The organism is Qipengyuania algicida (assembly GCF_009828025.1).
GTDB lineage: Bacteria > Pseudomonadota > Alphaproteobacteria > Sphingomonadales > Sphingomonadaceae > Qipengyuania > Qipengyuania algicida.
This window is the reverse complement of record NZ_WTYA01000007.1, coordinates 19,585-41,385: the sequence shown is the minus strand read 5'-3', so window position 1 is coordinate 41,385 and position 21,801 is coordinate 19,585. Positions and strand designations below refer to the sequence as shown.

Sequence of the window (21,801 nt, the reverse complement as noted above, 5' to 3'; positions counted from 1 at the left end):
ATCCTGATTTGTGAGAGGCGATCGGCTTTCGCGCCTCAGGAACTACTGGGCCGGACCGAACGATGGCGGCTCATTCAAACTTGCCCATGCCGTGTCCGGCTTCTTTCCCAATATGAAATCGAGCGATCCGCCATGTTCGATGAACGATGCGGGCAACCATGCCTTGTCACTCGATGCTCCATTGACCCTGAGCGACTGAACATAGGGCGCATCGGGCGCAGCGCCAGCCGCGCTGATTTCGATATTGCCGCCCGCCCGGCTGATAATGGCCGAAGGGAACAACGGGCTGCCGACTACCAGTTCGGCGCGTCCGGGATAAAGGGGATAGAGCCCAAGCGAAGACCACACATACCATGACGACATTTCACCCAGATCGTCATTGCCGGAAATACCATCCGGGGTGTTCGTCCATATCTGTCGCATCGCTGCGCGCACGGTTTCCTGCGTCTTCCATGGCTGGCCGACGAAATTGTAGAGCCACGGCGAAGCCACCGAAGGCTCGTTGTCCAGTTCGGCGTGGAGCGGCCCCGACTTGGTCACCGCCCAATCGCCCCTGGCATCCTTGAAGAAAGCGTCGAGCCGCGCAGCAGCAAACTGCTTGCCGCCCAGCGCGTCGATGAGTCCGGCAGGGTCGAAGGGAACCATCCAGAGATATTGCGCGCCGCTCCCTTCCACGAATTCATCGTCGGAAGCCGGGTCGAACGCCGGCCAGCTCCCATCGGCATTGCGCGGCTGGATGTAGCCGCCCTGCGGCGTCGCCTGAGGATTGAACAGATTGCGCCAATAGCCCGAGCGATCAAGGAACATCCGCTCGCGGCGACGATCACCAACGTCGTTGGCAAGCTGTGCCATTCCGAAATCGGCCGCCGCCAGTTCGAGCGTATCGGCGGCGCTGCCCCATCCCGGAGCGCCAACCGGCATGTAGTGCAGCGCCAACCACTGATCGAGGCCGGGACGCTGGCCGATGCAAAGGATCGGGCAACCCGTCCTCGAGAGATCGCCCGAAGTCGGCTTTGTCGCTGCCTTGCGAAGGGATTTATAGGCGCGCTTGAGGTCGAAAGAGCGTCCACCAAAGGCATAGATCGCCGCCAGTGACTGTGGTGAGGGATCTCCATTCATAACACTCGTCGCGCCAGTCAAATGCGTCCACCGATCCCACACACCGTGGTTTTGCTCCGCCTGATTGAGCAAGGATTGCGCGATGTCGGAACCGCGTTGCGGATCGAGCAGGGTCACGAGCTGGAGCTGCGAGCGATAGACGTCCCATCCGGAAAAATTGGCGTATTGGGCGGTCTGACCGCGCGACAGATGATGCACGTCCCCGTCAAACCCGCGATACCTACCGTCACTGTCGTTATAGAGATTGGGTTCCAGAAGCGCGTGATAAAGCGCCGTATAGAACACCGAACGATTGTCCTTGCTGCCACCCTTGATCGCGATCTGCCGCAAGGCCTTATTCCATTCCGTCCGCGCCAGTTCGCGTGCGGTTGCGACCGTCGTGCCCGGCGGACTTTCCGCAGCGAGATTGGCGCGCGCGCCCGCATCATCGACATAGGATATGCCGACGCGCATCGTCACCGTCGATGTGGAACTGGGATCGAAGCTGATCCATCCGCCGGCGCCCTTCCCGCGCGGCGGATTGCCATGATCGGCGTAGGACGTGCCTCCGCCGCCATCCAAGGCGCCTTTGGTGACAGTGTCGTCATGCCAGGTTCCGCCTGCCACGAAAGGCTGGTCGAACACCGCTACGAAATGCAACGTATAATAGCTTTGCTGGCGATCCGGTGAGAGATAGCCGCAGAAGTTTCCGCTCGTCACCGAGCCGCTGACGGTGCGATGTTCGGGGTCGATATGAATTGTGGAATCGGTGCTGCCGACTTCACTGTCCGAAGTCCTGAACAGCAGGTTCGCGGCCCTGTCGTCAGGGAAGGTGAAGCTAGCGACACCGGTGCGCTGCGTGGCGGCAAGTTGTACGTCCACCCCATTGCCGAGCGTTACGGAGTAGGCACCGGGGCTTGCGGTCTCCTTCGAATGATCGAGTAGGCTGGCATACATCAACCCGGCGTCTGCCGAGGACGGCGAAATATCGATGCCCGTGGTCACTGGCATTATCGGCACGTCCCCGCTCGCACCGGCACAGCCAGTGCCAGACAGATGAGTGAGCGCGAAGCCCCTGATCCCGTTAGAACGCCATTCGTACCCGCCAGCAGCCGCAACCTGTCCACGCCGTCCGGGAAGAGGCGTGTCCTCGGGGCTGAAGGCAACCATTCCGAACGGCATCGTTGCACCGGGATAGAGATTGCCGCCGTTGGTGGTGCCGATGAAGGGATTGACCTCGCTTGCGGGTTCGGGCCCCGCGTCCTGCCCCATGGCCATGCCGGGAGCTGCGAGGAAGATCAAAGCCAAACCAAGCCGTTTGATGGTCATGCGTTATTCGAACCTGAAGTTGTCGATTAGGTAAGGGCGACGGATAATGTTCAACCGGTGCTTGAGCTCACCACGCGGCGCCCCTCGCTTTGTGGGACTGCGTCACGATAGGCATCCATTGCCAGTGCGATTGCGCCTAGAGGTCCGGCCATCGTGCCGAGCTTGGCAGCCACCACATAATCGCCGTCTTCGGGGAGCTGGAAATATCCGCCAAGACTTTGCCTGAGTGCGTCGTTTATTCGCGGCAACAGGTGTTGCTGACCTGACGCAACACCGCCACCCATCGCAACGCGCATGGGCCCTGCCGTGCAGACCAGCGCATGGATCATCAGTGAGAGACTGTGGACGATTGGGTCCCATACCGGATCGTCGCTGCGGACGTCCTCCAGCGCACGACCTTTCAGGCGCGCCTTCAGCGCCGTGCCCGAGGCCAGTCCTTCGATGCAGTCGTCATGGAAACGGCACACGCTCGGAATGGTATCGCCTGCCAGGCGCGGGACCCTGATATGACCGATCTCGCTGTGGCCGAGCCCACGCGTCGGTTGCCCGTTGACGATCAGGCCTACCCCCACTCCGGTCCCAACCGTGACATAGGCAAAATCGTGCAGGCCCTGCCCACTACCCCAGCAGATTTCCGCCAGAGCCGCACCGTTCACATCGGTATCGAAACCGATCGGAACCGCGAACGCCGATCGCAACGGCCCATGCAAGTCCGCACCTTCCCAATGTTTCTTGTTCGTCGCGCCTACACAGCCGAAGCCGGGGCGGTCGTGCGCAAGGTTCAATGGGCCGAACGACGCAACTCCAAGGGCTGCGAATCCATGCTCGCGATGCCAGATACGCAGCACATCCTCGATCGCAGGCAGAGTTTGGGAGGGATGGGTGGTAGGGATGGTCCGCTGATCGCGAATATCATTGGGCCCGGTTGAAAGGGTGCAAATACATTTCGTCCCGCCCAGTTCCACACCGGCATACAGCGGCTTGTGCGCATCGGCAGTTATCTTGTCATTACTCATTGTTCATAGTCCGCCCTGACCGCGCAATCCAAATCCGGAGCCGCTGAACAATCTCGTCACATTCACTCCGATCAACGCATTTACCCTTGCAACATTTTGATATTTCTCAACGGATCAATTCCCTTGCTCATTTCGGCAACGAGCCGAATGAAGGCGGGCGATGTTCCTTGCGGCTTCCGAACCGCGAAGGACGGCTCCCCATCGAGAACACAAGCTCGCCACCCTTCGACAGATCGTCGTGGGCAATCCAATTGTTGTCAAACGCCCGACCATTCCATCGCACCGACTGGATGTAGGGCCTATCGGGACCGTTCCCTTCGGCCCGAATGGTCAGGGTCTTGTCTGCGCCCAAGTCGACCTCCACCAGATCGAACAAGGGTGAGCCGAAGACATAGACAGCGCTCACGGGATCCACCGGATAGAAACCCATCGCCGACAGGATGAACCAGGCGCTCATTTGGCCACAATCGTCATTACCGATCACCCCGTCGGGATCATCCTTGTACATCTCCGTGAGCAGGCGACGAACCATCGCCTGCGTCTTCCATGGCGCACCGCAAAATGCATAAAGATAGGCAACGTGCTGGTCCGGTTCGTTGCCATGAGCATACTGGCCTACCAGGCCGGATATGTCTGGCGGTGCATTCTTGGGCAGGGTCGATGGCCCGTTGAACAGCGCATCGAGCTTCTTCTCGAACACGGCATCGCCGCCGAAATGATCGATCAGGCCATAGACATCGTGCTGGTTGAGGAAGGTCGCCTGCCAGCCATTGGCCTCGGTGTAATCGCGCCACTTGTCCGGGTCGTGACCCAGCTGGATCGGGTCGTAATCCTTCCACCAATGCCCGTCCTCGAAGCGTGGGCGAGCAAAGCCTACCGATGGATCGATGACGTTGCGATAATTCCGCGAACGTCGGCGCAAGGCCTGCGCGTCTTCGTGAGCTCCGACCGCATTGGCAATATGGGCCATGGCCCAGTCGTCATAGGCATATTCCTGCGTGCGGCTGACCGATTCCCACACCTTGTCGCAGGGAATATAGCCGAGATCGTAATAATAGCCTCTGCCAAGAGTACTATCGATATCCTTGAAATCACGGTTGAATGCGCGCTGCCGGATCTTGGGCCAGGCGCTTGCGTAGTCGGCTTCGATGCCCTTCACATGCGCTTCTGCAAGGACGGAAACCGCGTGCCAGCCGATCATCGTGCCGGTTTCCACCCCTTGAAGTGGCCATACTGGCGGGCCGTAGGGGCTCTCCATCGTCTGGCGACACAGGTCGCGTGTTAGCAGCGTCGCGCGGTCGCGATCGATCAGTGTCAGCAGCGGGTGGAGCGCTCGGTAGGTGTCCCATAAGGAATAGGTGCTGAAGGCTTCCTCGCCTTCGGGCGCAGTATGGACCTCGCGATCCAGACCGATGTAGCGCCCGTCGCAATCGGTGAACAATGTCGGGGCGAGCTGCACATGGTAGAGCGCGCTTGCCATGATCGCCCGATGCGCCTCGGCACCGCCGGAAACGCGCACGTTTCCAAGCGCCTTGGCCCAGATCGAGCGCGCCGATTGTGCAGCGCCATCGAAATCCCAGCCCACAGCTTCTTGCGCCAGAGCATCACGCGCGCCCTGCAAATCGACCGCCGAGAGGCCGGTTTTGATCTGGATTGGATCACCGCCTGCTTCGTCAAAAAACAAGGCCACTTTGAGTTGGTTACCCTTGATCGAGCGAGCGCCCGCATCGGCGGGGGTATCCCCATCACCGAAAAACTGGATCCGGTCCGGCTTGCGCGAAAGCTGCATCGCAAAATAGATGTGCCGGCCCTTGGCCCAGCGATTGACCTGTCGACCGCCGGTCAAAGTACCATCTTGGTCGAGCGCAAGATACGCATCCTCGACCACCGTATGGCCCTTGTCCCAATCATCATCCATGGCGTGGGCAAAATCGATCAATATGTGCCCTGCACCGGGCATGAAGCGATAACGATGCAGGCCGCAACGCTCGGTCACGGTCAATTCGGCCATAACGCCCGATTCCAGCTGAACCCGGTAATAGCCTGGCTCTGCGTGCTCGTCCGAATAGCGCTGACGATAGCCGGCATCCGGGTTATCGAGCGGTCCCGGCTCAAGCATGAGCTTCTGGCGCGTGGGCACGACCAGAATGTCGAGCATGTCGCCAATCCCGGTTCCCGAAAGATGGGTATGGCTGAATCCCATCATCGAACCATTGCCCTGATGATACCCCGAGCAGGCATCCCATCCGTGGTTGTTCGTATCGGGACTGAGCTGCGCCATGCCGAATGGCAGGGAGGCACCGGGGTAGGTATGACCATGACCACCCGTGCCGACGAACAGATCCGGCTTTCCCGCTACCGCACCCTGTGCCATTGCCTCTGATGACAGTCCGACTCCGATTGCGCCGGATAGCGCTGCAAACCCTGTCCCGGCGAGAAGTTGTCGACGGTTTGCAGTCAGCATGGGCATGTGTCCTCGCATAACGCTTACAGTCGGCCTGCCAGAAGCGCGGGCTTGCGCGCGGCGAGTTCGACTATCAGTTGCCCGAACAGCGCATTCGCCCAAGCGAACCACTTGCGGGTAAAGTTGGACGGATCGTCCTTGTTGAAGCTCTCGTGCATGAAGCCGGTGCCAGCGTGAGTTGTCTTGAGCCATCGAAGGCACTGGAGGACGGTGGCGTCGTCGTCGGCATTCATGGCGTGGGTGATAATCGACATCGGCCAGATCATCCCCAGCCCGACATGCGGACCGCCGATCCCCTCGGCGGCGCTGCCCTTGAAGAAATACGGGTTGCGTTCGCTCCATGCCTGCGCCGCCGTGTTACGGAACAGAGGGTCGTCGCGCTTCGCCGCATCGATGATCGCAAGCCCCGAAAGGCTCGGCACATTGGCGTCGTCCATGAACACCCAATTGCCGAAACCATCGATCTCATAGGCCCAGACTTTGCCGCCCCGACCATCGTCGATCAGTGCGTGCTCGTGCAGCAGCTTCTCGACCTCATCGGCCAGGGCATCTGCTTCGAACGCTGCCGCAGCATCGCCGCGCGCCTCGCGGTGGACCTGCGCCAGCTTACGCAACGCCGATACGGCAAACAGGTTCGAGGGAATGAGATACGGATAGATACAGGCATCGTCCGAAGGCCGGAACATCGAATGGATCAGCCCGATCTTGCGGGTCGGCCGGCCATATCCGTCGAGCATCAGGGAATCGCTTGGAACGAAAGCCTCGCGCTGGAAGTGATAGGGTCCGGGACCGTTGAGCCGCTGCTGGACCCTGAAGGTTGCGACCGACAACCTCGCGGCGCGGCTCCACACCTCGTCAAAAGGCACTTTGTCCCGTGTCCGGGTCCAGTATCCATGCGCCAGCCGCATAGGATAGCAGAGGGAGTCGATCTCCCATTTCCGCTCGGCAACGCCGGGCTTCATGTCGGTCTTGTCCTTCTGCGACCAGTCTAGCTTGGAAGGCGCCGTCGGGTCTTTGTTGAAGGCATTGGCATAGGGGTCGATCAGTATGCAGCGCGCCTGCCGCTGGATCAGACCCTGAAACAGCCGTTTGAGTTGTGGATCCCTGCCGACGAGATGGATGTAGGGCTGCACTTGTGCCGAACTGTCGCGCAGCCACATCGCGTTGATATCGCCCGTTATGACAAAAGTATCCGGCTTGCCATCGACAGTGCCCGTTTCCACCGTGGTATCGAGGGTGTTGGGATAGCAATTCTCGAACATCCAGGCGATTTCGGGATCGCCAATCATAGCTTTCACCCGCGCAATTTCCACCTCGATTGCCGGGCTGGTGAAATTGCGCTCCGCCTTCGCTGGGCGATGGCTGACGAAATCGGCCGCGCGCGCGGTGCCCGGTAGGGAAGACGCGAGCGCGAGTGCGCCTGCTCCTGCCATGACCTCTCGCCGATTGGCTGACATGGAGGTTTTCCCCTTCATTGACCCTGCGGCGTCATCGAGAACGGAGCGTCCGCAGGCGCTGCGCCCCATTGCTTGTTGGGCTTCGGCCCCATCGTGAAGACCAGCGTCCCCCCCTGCTCCAGCGCATCATGCGTGAAATAAGTCTTGGAGTGGGTGTGTCCGTTCAGCGCCACAGACTGGATGTAGAGATTGTCCGGTCCGTTATTCTTCGCATCGATCGTCAGCGTCTTGCCGCTCGGCATAGCAAGCGTGACCTTGCGGAACAGTGGGCTGCCGATGGCGTATTGCCCGCTTGCCGGCGTCACTGGATAGAAGCCAAGGGCGGAAAACACATACCAGGCTGAGGTCTGGCCATTGTCCTCGTCTCCCGGATAGCCATCCGGTGCAGGCGAATAGAGACGACGCATTACGTCGCGCGCATGGAACTGCGCCTTCCACGGTGCCCCGGCCCAGTCATAGAGATAGATCATGTGCTGGATCGGCTGATTGCCATGGGCATACTGCCCCATATCGACGATCTGCATCTCCCTGATTTCGTGGATGACCTGGCCATAGTAGCTGTCGTCGAAGATAGGCGGCGTAGTGAACACCGAATCCAGCCGGTCCACGAATTTCTGCCGTCCACCCATCAGGTCGACCAGGCCCTGGACGTCCTGCATCACCGCCCAGCTGTAATGCCAGGCATTGCCCTCGGTGAACGCATCGCCCCATTTGAATGGATTGAACGGCGTCTCCCACGATCCATCGCGATTTCGGCCGCGCATCCATCCGGTCGTCGGATCGTAAAGCTTGCGATAGTTCTGCGCGTGCCTTGCATAAAGGGTCGCGTCTTGTGGTTTCCCGAGCGCTTTCGCGAGCTGCGAAATCGAGAAGTCGGCGGTGGCGTATTCAAGAGTGCGAGCGGCGTTCTCGTGTATGCCGACATCATAAGGAACATAGCCAAGTTTGTTGTACCAGTCGACGCCCTCGCGCCCCACGGCGCTGATGACATTGCCTTCCCTGTTGGTCGGGCGGCCCTTGTCGGTCGTCGCGTTCTTGACCATCGCCTCGTACAGCGTGTCCACGTCAAACCCGCGCACCCCGTTGATATAGGCATCGGCGATGATGTTGGCCGAGTTCGAGCCGATCATGACGTCGCGATACCCCGGACTTGCCCACTCAGGCAGCCAGCCACCCTCCTTGTAGGTGTTGACCAGCCCCTGCATCATCTGGCTGTCCCGCTCCGGGTACATCAGGACGAGGAAGGGGAAGACTGCCCGCCAAGTATCCCAGAAACCGTTGTCGGTGTACATGTAGCCATCGTGCACCTTACCGTCGTAAGGGCTGTAGTGGACGATCTTGCCGTTCGCGTCGCGCTCGAAGAACTCGCGCGGGAATTGCAACATCCGGTAGAGCGCGGAGTAGAACGTCCGCCTGTTTTCAAGATTGGGGTCCTCCACACGGACCTTGGACAGTTCCTTCTCCCACGCGGCCTTTGCCTTGGCCTCGGTGGTGGCGAAGCTGTCATTGCCGATTTCGCGCTGGAGGTTGAGCTCCGCCTGTGCCGGGCTGATGAAAGAGGACGCAACCTTGACGTGGACGACCTCGCCCTTGGCGGTCTTGAAGCTGACCACGGCGCCGACATGGTCGCCTTTGCGGGTCTTGTCGGCAGTAAGCTGGTCGTTCTCATCCCAGGTCCGCGTCACCGTGAAATCGTGATCGAACTGAGCAACGAAGTAGTTGCGGAAGTTGTCCGGCACCCCGCCGTGATTGTTGCTGACATACCCTATGATACGGCGATGCGCGGGATCGATCTGGACCATCGATCCACCCGCCAATCCATCGATCAGGATGTGGGCATCATCGCTCTTGGGAAAGGTAAATCGGAACTGTGCTGCACGCTCGGTAGGCGCAACTTCGGCAGTGACATCGTAATCGGCGAGATAGACCTTATAGGAATAGGGATGCGCGTCCTCAGCCTTGTGGCTGTACCAACTGCCGCGATCCTCTGCCTTGATCTTCAGCGGTCCGGTTTCAGCCATCAGCGCGAATGCACCGTAATCATTCATCCATGGGCTGGGTTGGTGCGTTTCCTTGATCCCGTTGATCTTCTCGTCGTGATAGGTGTAGCCCCAACCACTGCCCGGCTTACCTGTTACGGGTGTCCAGCTGTTCATGCCCCAAGGCACGGCGACCGCCGGATAGGTATTCCCGTATGAAAGACGATAGGTGGAATCGGTCCCCATCAGAGGATTTATCAGATCGACCAGTGCGGGCTGCGTCTCGGCATTGGTGGAGCGCGCTTCCGCCAAAGCCCCAGGGGCCAGCACTTGCCCCAGAACCAAGCTTGCAAGCGCGAGCCTGAGTACAGTTTTCCTCGCCATCCCCTGTTCGATCCCTTCAATCATAGCCGACCAATGCAAAGCCGGAAAAATTGGGGCGGCAGCGGCCTGCGCATACCGCCCCAGTTTGGAGGTTATTTCCGATCGCTCAATCAGAACTTATACGACAGTCCGACATAGAACCTGCGTCCCGAATAGCTGTTCGAGATGAAGCGCAGGTCGGTGTCATTGCCAAGATGCTCGCGCTGCTCCGACTTGGTTAGATTGATGACCGAGGCCGTCAACTGCATGTTCTTGAAGATGTCGTAGGACGCATTGAGATCGACCTGCGAATACGGATCCTGATAGATATTCAGGCCCGATTGCAGTCCTTCAACCACCGATCCACGGCGGTTGTAGGAAGCCCGGAGCAAGACAGGGCCGTGTTCATAGAACACCGAAGCATTGAGCTGAGTCTTGGCACTGCCGACCAGCGGTGAAGAACCGATCTTCTGTCCGTTGAGCGACACGTCGGCGACGGACGTGTGGTTGTAGGTGAAATTTACCTGAGCACCCAAACCGAAGTCCAGAGTGTGCTGGGCGTAAAGCTCCACGCCTTCAGAAACCGCAGAAGAACCATTCGCTGAGGTCGAATACTGCTGAACGGTAACCGTCTGACCATCCACCACCGTGGGCAGATCCTGCACGATCGGAACGATGAAATCGCTCACATCCTTGCGGAACAGGGTCGCGCCGAGCACCGAGCCCCGGTGGAAATACCATTCCAGACCGATGTCGTATTGCCATGCGAGGAACGGCTTGAGGTCGAAATTGCCGCCGCCACCGAACCAGCCGGGGAGCGCACCGAACTGCCCGCGATCGAACACGAAGGCATCGGAATTGAAGGTCAGGTTACGATTACCCGCCAGATCGCCAAATCCGGGGCGCGACATGACTTTCGAAACTTCACCGCGTGCGAGCAGTCTGTCGCTGATGTTCCAGGCGATGTTAAAGCTTGGCAGGATGTTGGTGTACTGTTTCGATTCCTGATGCGGGCTATAAACGCGTACTTCGAGTTGCGATTGCGGCAGCACGAGGCAGTTGCCGTCTGCGCCAACTGGCACGTTGGGATCGAACGGACCACCCGGACCATTCGTGCAGTAATCGTTCTCGTAATAGATCACATCGGTCGAAACACCGCTTTCCTTGGTGTTCACAACGCGGACCCCGAGATTGCCGCGCACGGTGCTCGAGTGATAATTCAACTGAGCATAGCCCGCCCAGATCTTCTCATCGATGTTATACAAATCCTGCGGGTGCGGCACCCGTACCGGCCCATTGTACGTCTGGTTCAGATAGGCCAGATAATTGTCCATGTTGAACCCGGGGAAGATGTTGGTCGTGAAACCCCCGGCAATGTTGCCGACCGGCTGGCTCAGGAAGAAATCCGGGCTGGTGACCGCCGCACCTGGCGTATCCTGATAGCGCAACGTGTTGGCCGCGTCCGAGTACCAGTCGAACTCGCCGGTTTCGCGATTGATGTAGGAATCACGCCACTTGCCGCCAACCTGGATTGAGTCGATGAAACCATCGAAATGGCGGGTAATGTCGATCTGGGCATAGCGCTGACCGACAGTGCTGTTGGTGTATCCCGATCCGGTCGAACCAAGATCGACCTGTGAAATGCCGTTCATCAGATTGTCTTGCAGATCGGGTGAGAACTGCATCGCGACCGACTGGTTAGTAAAGGTCCACTGGCTCAGCGAATTTCCGTTCACATTGCCCGCCGGTCCGGGGCCGGTCACCAGTCGCGGTTTGGCCTGCACGAAGAAGGTAAAGGAAGGCCCGCCTTTCGCTTCGGTTTTCCCGACAACAGCTTTCACATCCAGACGATCGTGGGTCCAATCGAGGTGCAGATCATAGGTGTTGGAAACGGTTTTCTGCAGGGTGTAGGTATCCTGGATCGCAGGCGTTTCCATAGTGCAGGGGTAATCTGTCGTTGGATCGGTGACTTGCCGACAGCCCGTACCTTCCGGTGGCACCTGGAAAGTGGCGCCGGTCATGATCGTGCCGCTCGGATCGAATTGGGCGCCTTCGAACAGTTTGCCGCCCGAACCATACCCCCATTCAGGAACCTTGATTGCTCGATTGACGTAGTCGCTATTGACTTGGAAGCGGAAATAATTAGCAGTGAGCGTCAGATTATCAGTCGGTCGCAGTTGCAATGTAGCCTGGATGCCAAGCCGCTTACGCTTTTGTTCGATGATGGATTCATCGACCGACTGCGGAGCCCAGTAGCCGCTATAATGTGTGCCGTCCTGTGTGGTTTCCCCGCTCCCCCAATAGGAAATCGCACTGTCATTGGCATAAGTGTTGCCGTTAATATCGGTAGCGGGCTGGCCCGTCTGGCTATCCGACCACCAGTGCCAACTCTCCGTATTGGAACTTAGCGAACGATTGGTGCGGACTTGATAGGTCGCGCCGACCAGCAAGCCGACCGTCTTGTCTTGATTATGCCAGGAAAGCAGCCCCGACACATCCGGTTCGACCTTCTTCGTCACGTCAGCATAAGTGCCTTCGACACGCACACTGCCGGACCAGGGGTCCAGATCGAAGGGCTTGCGTGTATGGGCGATAATGACACCGCCTACACCGCCCTCGTCGAGACGCGCCTCCGGAGATTTGAACACCTCGACGCTGGCGATCAGATTGGCCGGCAACATCAGGTAGTTGAACGAACGCGACGGATCGCCATTCGTTGCCGAAGCGAGGAAATTGCCATTCAACTCTGTCAGGGTGAGGTCCGAGCTCAAGCCACGGATACTGACGTTTTGCCCTTCACCGCCGCTGCGCGTGATGGTCACACCCGGAACCCGTTGCAGTGCGTCGGCAACATTCTTGTCCGGGAACTTGCCGACGTCCTCAGCGGTGATCACATCGACAAAGGCATTGGCATTGCGCTTCTGGTTGAGACTGGCCTCGATCGACTGGCGATAGCCGGTAACAACGATCTCATTCGCAGGCGATGACGAGGCACCCGCCTGACCCGAACTATTTACGTCAGCGGAACCCTGCTGCGTATCCTGCCCGCTTGTCGACTGCTGCGCAGTATCCTGCGCATGTGCTGCTCCGGCGAGCCCCACAATCGCACTCGCTGTCAGCATAAGATGACGCACCAGTCGCTCGCGCCCGGCATTATTCGACCTGTGATTTAATCTTGCCCACATAATCCTCATCCCATCTCAAGGGGCCTTGCCCCTACCTGCTTTCCGAGACCATTCAGCCATCGGCTCCGGCCAGTTATCGACCGTTGAGAGACAATCCAGAATATAAAAAACAATTTGTCAAATAAATCTTTTCGACAGGCGTTTATGCCTTTTTATCATTTATTATCATATGTATATTTTTGTATTCTGAGTTTTCTTCCAGGTCACATTCAGCGCTAGAACAAAGATTCTAATGCAATGGCGCTGCGACCTTGGCGAACTCCTCCGCCGGTATCTTCGCGACTGCCCGATCGTAAGTCAGGAGGCCATTGACCTCCCCTTCCACATCGGTGGTCTGAGTGTAGACGGATGCGCTGAGACCATCGTCCTTGGCTTGCCGGACGACCTCAGCCATCTTGCGCCGATAACGCGTCAGATAATCCTGCGGTGTCTTTGCCACCTGGTAGCTCCAGGTACTCTTTTCGCGCCATAAGTGGCCGGGGATCGGAAAGCCCACGCCGCCATACTCGCCAAGAACGATTGCGCGACGACCATGGAAGTCTGGCGTCTTGGGTACTTCCTCATACGTGTGGATGTCATAAACATCGGAGACGCCCGGCGCGACGTCCAGCCAGCCGGTATCGGCATCGATAAGACGGCTTGGATCCATGCCCTTCACGTACTGCGCAAGCATAGCGGAGTTGTACTGGCCCCAACCCTCGTTGTTGATGACCCACAAGACGATAGAGGGGAAATTTCCCAGATCGCCGATCATGTGGGCGGTTTCGTTCTGGATCTCATCCATATCATCGGACGAGAACACCGCCTGGGATTTGCTGGTCCCGGTAACGAACTGATCTTCGCTTGCGCTGCCAGCGGATGGTATATCCTGCCAGATCAGCATTCCGAGGCGATCGGCATCATAGTAGTAGCGCGCAGGCTCGATCTTGATGTGTTTCCTCAGCATGTTGAAACCAGCCTGTTTAAGGAAGACGATATCGCTCTTCATCGCCTCTTCCGATGGCGGTGTGTAAAGGCCATCCGGCCACCATCCCTGATCGAGCGTACCGTTCTCGAAATAGGGCTTGTTGTTGAGCAGCATCACCGGCTGTGCGTGAAGCTTGCCCGGGCCGATCGATATCTTGCGCATCGCGAAATAGCTGTTCACCGTGTCGATCGGCTGGCCGATGATGGGGGCATCGGCATAATCGTCGGCTTCGGTCTTGGAAAAGCGCACTTCATAGGCGGCGCGCTGGGGATCCTTGGCATCCGCGAACGGGCTCGTCACCCTGACCAGTTCCGCCTTGAGCGAATAAAGATGCGGGTCTTCGGGCGACCATAAATGGGCGTGCGGTATGGCTAGAGCGGTATGACGATTTGCACGCACCACTGCCCTGGCAATCACTTTGCCTTTGTCGCTTGCAGTGAGCCTCACCGCCAGAGTTCCGTCCGTCCCGCCATTGGTCGCGACATCGACATCCAGCACGCCGCGATCGATATCCGGCGTCATGCGAATGTCTGCGATATGCTGGGCCGGTACCGGTTCAAGCCAGACCGTCTGCCAGATCCCGCTGACAGCCGTGTACCAGATGCCCGACGGATCCAGCATCTGCTTGCCGCGCGGTTGGTTCCCCTTGCTGTTCGGGTCGGTCACCTCAACGATCAACCGGTTACGACCGGGTTTGAGATAATCGGTGATGTCGAACCCGAAAGTGTCGTATCCGCCCCGATGGCTACCGACGACGGCGCCATTGACCAAAATCGTCGCTTGATAGTCGACCGCACCGAAGTTGAGCCGGATATGCTGCCCACGCCAATCGGCGGGAATAGTGAAGCTGCGCCGATACCAGAGGCGCTCATCGGGCATGAGTTTGCGAGCAACACGCGACAGCTTCGCTTCAACCGGGAACGGGACCAGTATCTGCCCCTCCATTTTTGCGGGTTGTGCGTCAGCCTTGGGGGTGATCGCATAGTCCCACAAACCGTTGAGGTTTTGCCAGCGAGCACGCTCCATTTGCGGGCGAGGATAGCTGCGCCAGACGTTTTCCGGGGTCACCTCCTTCCCCCACTTGGTCATTAGGTTGCTGGTATAGACAGCATCGGGCCTTGGATTGTCCGACTTTGCTTGTGCCGGCGCTGAAAGCAGCGCGACCAACCCAGCAATTCCAACCAGCGCTCGCATGACTTTCTCCATAATCGCCCCCACGCACACACAAGTTGGAGCCCGGGACTCAGGGAGGGTGAAATCCCGGGCTCCTTGCCTCCGCAAACGGGAATTGATGCAGAGGCTGTTCGGATCGTATCTATCGGGACGCAGCGGTCATCGATGGTGGTGCCGCTTCGGGCGATGCGCCCCAATGCTTGTTCGGTTTCGGTCCCATGACGAACACGAACGTGCCGCCATTCGCGATATCCCGATGGCTGAACCACGGCTTGTTCCACGGCTTACCGTTGAGCATTGCCGACTGGATGTATGCGTTGTCGGGCGAGTTGTTCTTCGCCACGATCCGCAGGGTCCTGCCATTGCCCATGTCGATCTGAACATCGTCGAAAACCGGACTGCCGATGATATAATCCGCGGTGGATGGATCTACCGGGTAGAAGCCCATCGCGCTCAACGCATACCAAGACGAAGTCGCCCCCTGATCGTCCATACCCGGATAGGCATAGCCTGAAGCGTCGCTGCCATAGGTTTTGGCCAGAATTTCCCGGACCAGCGCCTGTGTTTTCCAGGGCTGCCCGCTCCAGTCGTAGTAATACGCGGCCTGCTGGTCGGGCTGGTTACCCTGCACATATTGCCCGATCAGGCCGGTACAATCGCGGCAAATGCCCTTCGGATGATAAGGTGTGGTGAAGAACTGATCGAGCTTGGCGTTGAACTTGTCACGCCCGCCCAGCAGGTTGATCAAGCCCTGCACATCCTGCGGCACGAGCCACAGCGTCGACCAACCCGATGCCTCCTTCATCATGAAGTTGTAATAGGGCTCCTGCGGATCGAACGGGGCAATCCACTTGCCATCCGCCGTACGTCCGCGAACGAAACCGGTCGATTTGTCGAACACGTTTTCGTAATTGTGCGCTCGCTTGAGGAACATGCGGTAGTCGTCCGTATACCCTAGCCGCTTGGCATATTCGGCCATAGCGTGATCGTCCCAGGCATACTCCAGTGTCGTAGCAGCGCCCGCCTTGCCCCCCGCATAGGGCGGGCTGGGATTGTGATCGGGGACGATGTCGGAAATCCAACCCTGCTTCTGATACTCGGCCAGGTAGTGCCTGGGACCGGCCGGATCGGTCGCGTTCTTGCGCAGGTATGGATACACGGCCTTGTAATCGAATGGGATACCGCGTTCCCACGCACCGAGATACATGAACACGGCGTTGTCGCCATGGAACGAGGTGTTCATGAACCCCTTTTCGCGCGCCATGTCGAGCTCGGATGCCATCACGTCCTGCATCAGCTTCGGCTCGAGCATTTCGAGCAGCACGATCTGGTTGCGCCCCGTATCCCAGAACGGCACCGGGCTGTAGCGATCGTGCGTCGCAACCTGGATATTGCCATTGCTGTCGGTAAATTTCTCGCCCTTGGCGGCTATCAGCCGGGGGCTGCCGAAAGAATGATAGAGGGTCGAATAGAACAGCTCGCGCTGCTTGGCGGTGCCACCCTTGACCCGGACACGATCGAGCAGCCCCGCCCAGTTCTTGCGAGCTGCGTTGTGGATGCCATCGAAATCCCAACCCGGTATGGCCTGATGCAGCCTTTGCTCGGCCTGCGCATAACTGGTGCCATGCGCGATCTTCATCAGCACCTGCTCACCTGCCGTTGTGCGGAAGGTAACGTAGCTACCGGCGTAGCTGCCCGAGATTGACCGTTTCCCCGGCTCGACATCGCTGTCGCCGATACCCCAGCCCTCGGCATCGCCCGGCGCCTTGCGGAACGTGCCGAGCTTTTCGAACGGCTTGGAAAACTCGGCGACGAAATAGGCGCCATCGGTCGCCCTGCTGCGTTCCGACACTCCGCGTATTTCCCGATCCCCGACGATCTCGACCGAGCCACCGTGACGAGGGAAGTTGATGATAACATGCGATCGTTCGCTCGCTGGGAAGGTGAAACGCATCAGGCTGGCCCAGCGCGTCGCCGTCAGTTCCGCCTTAGTATGAAAGCTGTTGAGGTAGACCGAATAATAGCCAGGCGATGTGTGTTCTTGCGCCTTGTCGTACCACGACTGTTTGTAGGCGGGCGCCGGGGACCAGTCGCCGACCACGGGCATAATAATCGGCTCGGCATTACCGCCATAGGTCGCCCCGCCCCCACCGGTGAATCCGATCATTGTGGGGTTGGTGTAATAGTACGGAACCGCAACCCCGTTGGGATAGCTGAGCTCGATATTGTTGTTCACCGGTGCGGCCGAGACCGACGAATGCGGCAAGGTTGCCCCCGGAGATGTCTGGCCGGTATAGACCGGCTCGCCCGGAGGTGGTGCATTGCCAATGACGGCAGGGTCATCGAGCGGGGCGGTGCCGACCAGCGGATTGGCGAGATCGACCGGCGATTGCTCACTGCCATCACCACGTGCTGCCTGCGCCAGAGTCACGGAGGTTGGGCACGCAAGAGCGACGATTGCGAGGAGTGACGCCATCCGGCGACCGCGATGTTTGCAGGGCGCTGGAGAACTAAATGGATCGGAACTGGTGGCGGTGGTATTCAAGGATATCCTCCCCTCAGTTTGCAAGAATACAAGCGGAAGCGTGCCTAGTGTGGTGAAGCGCCAAGCTCCGCTTTGGGCAAAGGCGACGTCTTGCTCGCCCGCCAGCCAAACAAGGCGATGACGAGATAGCAGGCGACCGGAACAAGAAATGCAGTGAAGCGGCTGCCGCTGGCATCGGCGACTTGCGCAAAGACCAGCGGGACCAGTGCCCCGCCCACGATCGCCATGCACAACAGGCCTGATGTTGCTGACGAAGGCGCACTCGAACGCTCGATCGTCAGCGAGAAGATCACCGGAAACATGATCGAATTGAAAAGACCCACCGAAATCGCCAGCATTCCAGCAAACGGTCCGGTGATCTGGCTGACCGTCAGGCACAACAGCGCAGCGACACTCGCCGCCGCTGTCAGAAGCGGCCCGGCGGGTAAGTTATACAGCAATCCAGAGCCCACGAACCGCCCGACCATCGCGCCCAGCCAGTAAAGGCTGACAAGGCTTCCCGCCCTGACCGCCGTCACCGCGAGGACATCGGGCTGTTCGAGAAAATTCACCATGGTGCTGCCGATGGTCACTTCGGCGCCCACATAGAGGAAGATCGCAAGCGCTCCGGCCAGAGCCCATGGCGAGCCGAATGCTGTCGCCACTCGCACCTCAGGTTCAGGTGGCGGCGCAGCGGCGGTGATCTGCTTCCTGACACGGAACAGAAATACCGCCAATACGCCGATCACCACTGCGATAAAGACATAAGCGACATCGATCCGTCCAAGCGAGTACGCGATCTTTGCATCAGTCACCGGCCCCGGTTCGAACAAGCCGCCCTGCAGCAATGTGCGTGCGGCGAGATAAGGCGCGACCACCGTGCCAAGCGAATTGAAAGCCTGGCTCAGCACCAGCCGGAAATGGGAGCGCTCCGGCCGGCCCAGCGATGCCGAGAGCGGATTGGCCGCTACTTGCAAAAGCGTGATGCCCGATGCGATCACGAAGAGGCCGACCAGAACCACCGGATACGACTGCACGAATGTGGCCAATGGCATGACAAGGCAACCGAGGATCATTGTCGCAAGGGCCGCCACGATGGCATTCGCCGCCCCCAGTCGCCCCAGAACAGCTGCCGCGGGTAGCGAAACGATACCGTAAGCCATGAAAAAGGCGAACTGGGTGAGAAAACTCTCCGTGTCGCTGAGCGCGAAGATTTCCTTCACCGCCGGGATCAGGATGTCGTTGACCGCTGTGACCGCACCCCAGATGAAAAACAGCATGGTGACATAGGCAAAAGTCCAGCCTGCGCCATCGCGTTCCTCGCTCATCACCACTCCCCTTGCATCCCATGTCCTGCTTTGGGCTAGGACCTTATTTTACCGACCGCGCAAACGGCACGCCGGTTGATTTTCCTGAACGTGCCTCGGCCATGGTGGCCTCGTCAAGATAATAACGCAATTTATTTTATTTGATGATCGGTTCGCCTTGTGGAATACACCGGCAACAAGAAAGATGGACCTTGCGGCAAAGACGCAAGCGATCTGCTGGGGATAACGACGATCATGGCAAGCGACGAATCCCGCTTTGGAGCTGAGTCCTTACCCGCCGTTTCGCGAAGCGGCACCTTGATCGCGGCGATTGTAACGGCAGCCCTGGCGGGGTTGCTGTTCGGCTTCGACACCGCCGTCATCGCAGGCGTCACTGGCGATCTCACAAGACTGTTTTTCCTCACGCCGGAAACGCTCGGCCTGACTGTTTCGGCAGCGCTTTGGGGAACCTTGGCAGGGGCATTGTTTGCCGGAAAGCCGGGTGACATCTTCGGCAGCCGCAACAGCTTGCGCGTGCTCGCAGCATTTTACTTCATCGCCGGGCTTGGGTGCGCACTCGTTTCCGACTGGACCCTTTTCCTCGGTTTTCGATTTATCTGTGGGCTCGCGATCGGCGGGTCTTCGGTGTTGGCACCGGTTTACATTGCCGAAATCGCTCCGCCTCGTCGGCGTGGATTGCTTGTCGGGCTGTTCCAGCTGATGATCGTTACCGGCATTCTCGTAGCTTACCTCAGCAATGCCACAATCACAGGGCTGGTCTCGAGCGACACCGCCTGGCGCTGGAAGCTGGGTGTCACAGCAGCGCCCGCGTTGATCTTCTTCATCCTGCTATTTGCGATCCCGAACAGCCCTCGTTGGCTGCTGGCAAAGAACAGGCGCGACGAGGCGCGTGATGCACTGAAAAAGATCGGCATTCCCGAAGGAGCCACACAAGCGGAGATACAGCGTGTCGAACTGGCATTGCAACGCGATCCACCCGGCGAGCGCCTGTCGTGGCGGCGCCATCGCAAGCCGATCATGCTCGCTATCCTCGTTGCGATGTTCAACCAGCTCGCTGGCATTAACGCCGTGCTGTATTATCTCAACGACATATTCGCCCGCGCCGGGGCTCTGTCGCCCGATCGCCAGGCGGTTCTGATCGGGCTGGCCAACCTCGTCTTCACATTGGTCGGCATGGCCTTGATCGACCGCCTCGGTCGCAAGACGCTGTTGTTGGTCGGAGCTGCAGGAACGGCCCTGTGCCTCGGCATTGCGGCAGGCGTGATGTATGGCGTATTCGGTACACAGCTTATGCTGCCGGCGCTTGTGGGCTTCATCGCGTTCTTTGCGACAAGTCAGGGGGCAGTGATCTGGGTGTACATTTCCGAAGCGTTTCCTACCCCGGTCAGAGCAAGGGGAAGCGCAGTGGGCGCCAGCACCCACTGGTTGATGAATGCACTGATCGCAGGCATCTTCCCGGTTCTGGTTGCGCTGTCACCCGGCCTCCCCTTTGCGATCTTCGCAATCGCTATGGTGGTGCAATTGGTGGTGGTCGCGATTTTCTTTCCCGAAACGCGCTGTATCGATCTGGACGATATGGCAGCCCAAATCGGCAGCGAATGAGCCGAAGCTGAAGCCCGTCAGCGGCCCGCCTGCATCAGGATCGATTCGGACGGCAGGACGTGATCGAGAAACGGGATGATGGCCGCACCCACTGCAGAGGCATCGTCGGCCGCATCGGCCCGACGGATCGGGGCCACAGCTGGCAGGTTCAATTCCGCCATTCGCATATTGAGCCGGTCGACCAGCGCGTCGGTCAACCTACCCGGCAGTCGTCCACCTATCAGGATCGCGGAAGGGTTGATGATGCAATCCACTGCAACCAGCGGCTGGACCAACACGTCCACCGCATCCTCCAGCCATTGCTTAATAACGGCTTCCTTGCCTTCCGGGCCATCCAGCAGGGCCTGCGGACGATCGACTGGAAAACCGGCCTCTTCAAGCCGCGCATAGAGTGCAGAGAGCGATACCGTATCCTGAATGTTGCTCCCGCGCTGCCGGTTGGAGTCGGGCATCGCCCAGATTTCACCGGAGCGCCCGTCTGCACCGCGCACGTAGGTCCGATCGATCACCAGTCCTCCGCCAAGACCGGCACTGATAAGCAGGTAAAAAAAGCTGGGAATGGCAATACCGTTGCCGAGATGCGCTTCACCGAGCGCAGCGGACGCTGCGTCATTGTCCGCATAGAGCGGCCACGGCAGGACCTCCTCCAGCAGTTCCGCGAGATCGATCCCGTCCCAGGCATCGTATTCCTTTGGCCGGTGCGGCAAAGAGATACGGCCCAGGTCATCGGGCAAGGCAACGCCGACGCCAAGGATACGCTCCCGCTTGATACCGCCCTGTTCGAGCAGTTGCGGAAGGATCTCCTGGATATATTCTGCGACCGTCGTCGGCAGCGCGAAGGATATCTCGCGCGTAATACGGCTGCGGACTGTCCCTGCCAGATCGAGCGTCACCAAAGTAATGTGATCGCGGTCGATATTGAGGCCGAGTGAGAAGGCACCGTTTGGATTGATGACGATCTTCATCGCCGGCTGCCCTCGCCGCCCCTGCAATCGCCCGGCCGAGCGGATGAGTTTCAGATCGGTCAGGCGCTTGGTGATATTGGCGATGGTGGGAGGGGTGAGGCCTGTCAGGCGCGCCAGTTCCGTTCTGGTCGTTTCGTCCGCAAGGCGAATAGCCTGCAGGACTATGCGTTGATTGTAGTCGCCTGCTCGTTCAAGATTGGTTCCCGATAGACTTAGCGTCAGCCTGGCATCACGCGCTTCGGCAGTGCTTGCGGACGGTTGCAGCAGTCGAGCCCCTGGTCGGCTGAAAGTCATGAATGAAACGGTCCCGGTGATGTAGCTTGGCACAAGGTGCGCACCCGCAACAAGCAA

Annotated in this window: 11 protein-coding genes; 1 reads left to right on the top strand and 10 read right to left on the bottom strand. The window is 59.0% G+C overall.

What is annotated here, in order from left to right; genetic code table 11:
- Window positions 1-42: 42 nt before the first annotated feature.
- From GRI58_RS09925 to GRI58_RS09885, 9 genes are all read right to left on the bottom strand, one after another.
- Window positions 43-2,427: a GH92 family glycosyl hydrolase gene (locus GRI58_RS09925; RefSeq protein WP_160753444.1), complete on the bottom strand. Its 2,385-nt coding sequence runs from the start codon at window positions 2,425-2,427 to the stop codon at window positions 43-45.
- A 50-nt stretch (window positions 2,428-2,477) separates the two neighbouring features.
- Entirely contained in the window at window positions 2,478-3,443 is a 966-nt protein-coding gene (locus GRI58_RS09920) for an ROK family protein (protein WP_160753443.1), read from the bottom strand.
- A 127-nt stretch (window positions 3,444-3,570) separates the two neighbouring features.
- Window positions 3,571-5,907 carry a GH92 family glycosyl hydrolase gene (locus tag GRI58_RS09915; RefSeq protein ID WP_160753442.1) on the bottom strand — a complete coding sequence of 779 codons (2,337 nt, stop codon included), beginning with the start codon at window positions 5,905-5,907 and terminating at the stop codon, window positions 3,571-3,573.
- A 23-nt stretch (window positions 5,908-5,930) separates the two neighbouring features.
- Complete coding sequence (locus GRI58_RS09910; protein ID WP_202386921.1) at window positions 5,931-7,364, bottom strand: glycoside hydrolase family 125 protein; 1,434 nt, start codon at window positions 7,362-7,364, stop codon at window positions 5,931-5,933.
- Between the two features lie 14 nt (window positions 7,365-7,378).
- Window positions 7,379-9,727 (bottom strand): GH92 family glycosyl hydrolase, encoded by a 2,349-nt coding sequence (locus tag GRI58_RS09905; RefSeq protein ID WP_160753440.1) that lies wholly within the window; start codon window positions 9,725-9,727, stop codon window positions 7,379-7,381.
- A 110-nt stretch (window positions 9,728-9,837) separates the two neighbouring features.
- Window positions 9,838-12,840 (bottom strand): TonB-dependent receptor, encoded by a 3,003-nt coding sequence (locus GRI58_RS09900; RefSeq protein WP_337190946.1) that lies wholly within the window; start codon window positions 12,838-12,840, stop codon window positions 9,838-9,840.
- A 280-nt stretch (window positions 12,841-13,120) separates the two neighbouring features.
- Complete coding sequence (locus GRI58_RS09895) at window positions 13,121-15,052, bottom strand: glycoside hydrolase family 2 protein (protein ID WP_237452228.1); 1,932 nt, start codon at window positions 15,050-15,052, stop codon at window positions 13,121-13,123.
- A gap of 121 nt (window positions 15,053-15,173) precedes the next feature.
- Complete coding sequence (locus GRI58_RS09890; RefSeq protein WP_160753439.1) at window positions 15,174-17,507, bottom strand: GH92 family glycosyl hydrolase; 2,334 nt, start codon at window positions 17,505-17,507, stop codon at window positions 15,174-15,176.
- 113 nt (window positions 17,508-17,620) lie between these two features.
- Entirely contained in the window at window positions 17,621-18,883 is a 1,263-nt protein-coding gene (locus GRI58_RS09885; RefSeq protein WP_160753438.1) for a sugar MFS transporter, read from the bottom strand.
- Between the two features lie 234 nt (window positions 18,884-19,117).
- Between GRI58_RS09885 and GRI58_RS09880 the strand changes: the two genes are divergently transcribed.
- A complete protein-coding gene (locus GRI58_RS09880) occupies window positions 19,118-20,485 on the top strand; it encodes a sugar porter family MFS transporter (protein ID WP_160753437.1) in 1,368 nt (455 codons plus the stop codon).
- 17 nt (window positions 20,486-20,502) lie between these two features.
- On the opposite strand, the gene GRI58_RS09875 is transcribed toward GRI58_RS09880, so the two are convergent.
- A complete protein-coding gene (locus tag GRI58_RS09875; protein ID WP_160753436.1) occupies window positions 20,503-21,744 on the bottom strand; it encodes an ROK family transcriptional regulator in 1,242 nt (413 codons plus the stop codon).
- Between the last annotated feature and the right edge of the window lie 57 nt (window positions 21,745-21,801).

Excerpts from the sequence above, each read along its gene's own strand:
- GRI58_RS09925 (WP_160753444.1), bottom strand. The coding sequence starts at position 2,427 with ATGACCATCAAACGGCTTGGTTTGGCTTTGATCTTCCTCGCAGCTCCC.
- GRI58_RS09920 (WP_160753443.1), bottom strand. The coding sequence starts at position 3,443 with ATGAGTAATGACAAGATAACTGCCGATGCGCACAAGCCGCTGTATGCC.
- GRI58_RS09915 (WP_160753442.1), bottom strand. The coding sequence starts at position 5,907 with ATGCTGACTGCAAACCGTCGACAACTTCTCGCCGGGACAGGGTTTGCA.
- GRI58_RS09910 (WP_202386921.1), bottom strand. The coding sequence starts at position 7,364 with ATGTCAGCCAATCGGCGAGAGGTCATGGCAGGAGCAGGCGCACTCGCG.
- GRI58_RS09905 (WP_160753440.1), bottom strand. The coding sequence starts at position 9,727 with ATGGCGAGGAAAACTGTACTCAGGCTCGCGCTTGCAAGCTTGGTTCTG.
- GRI58_RS09895 (WP_237452228.1), bottom strand. The coding sequence starts at position 15,052 with ATGCGAGCGCTGGTTGGAATTGCTGGGTTGGTCGCGCTGCTTTCAGCG.
- GRI58_RS09890 (WP_160753439.1), bottom strand. The coding sequence starts at position 17,507 with ATGGCGTCACTCCTCGCAATCGTCGCTCTTGCGTGCCCAACCTCCGTG.
- GRI58_RS09885 (WP_160753438.1), bottom strand. The coding sequence starts at position 18,883 with ATGAGCGAGGAACGCGATGGCGCAGGCTGGACTTTTGCCTATGTCACC.
- GRI58_RS09880 (WP_160753437.1), top strand. The coding sequence starts at position 19,118 with ATGGCAAGCGACGAATCCCGCTTTGGAGCTGAGTCCTTACCCGCCGTT.
- GRI58_RS09875 (WP_160753436.1), bottom strand. The coding sequence starts at position 21,744 with ATGACTTTCAGCCGACCAGGGGCTCGACTGCTGCAACCGTCCGCAAGC.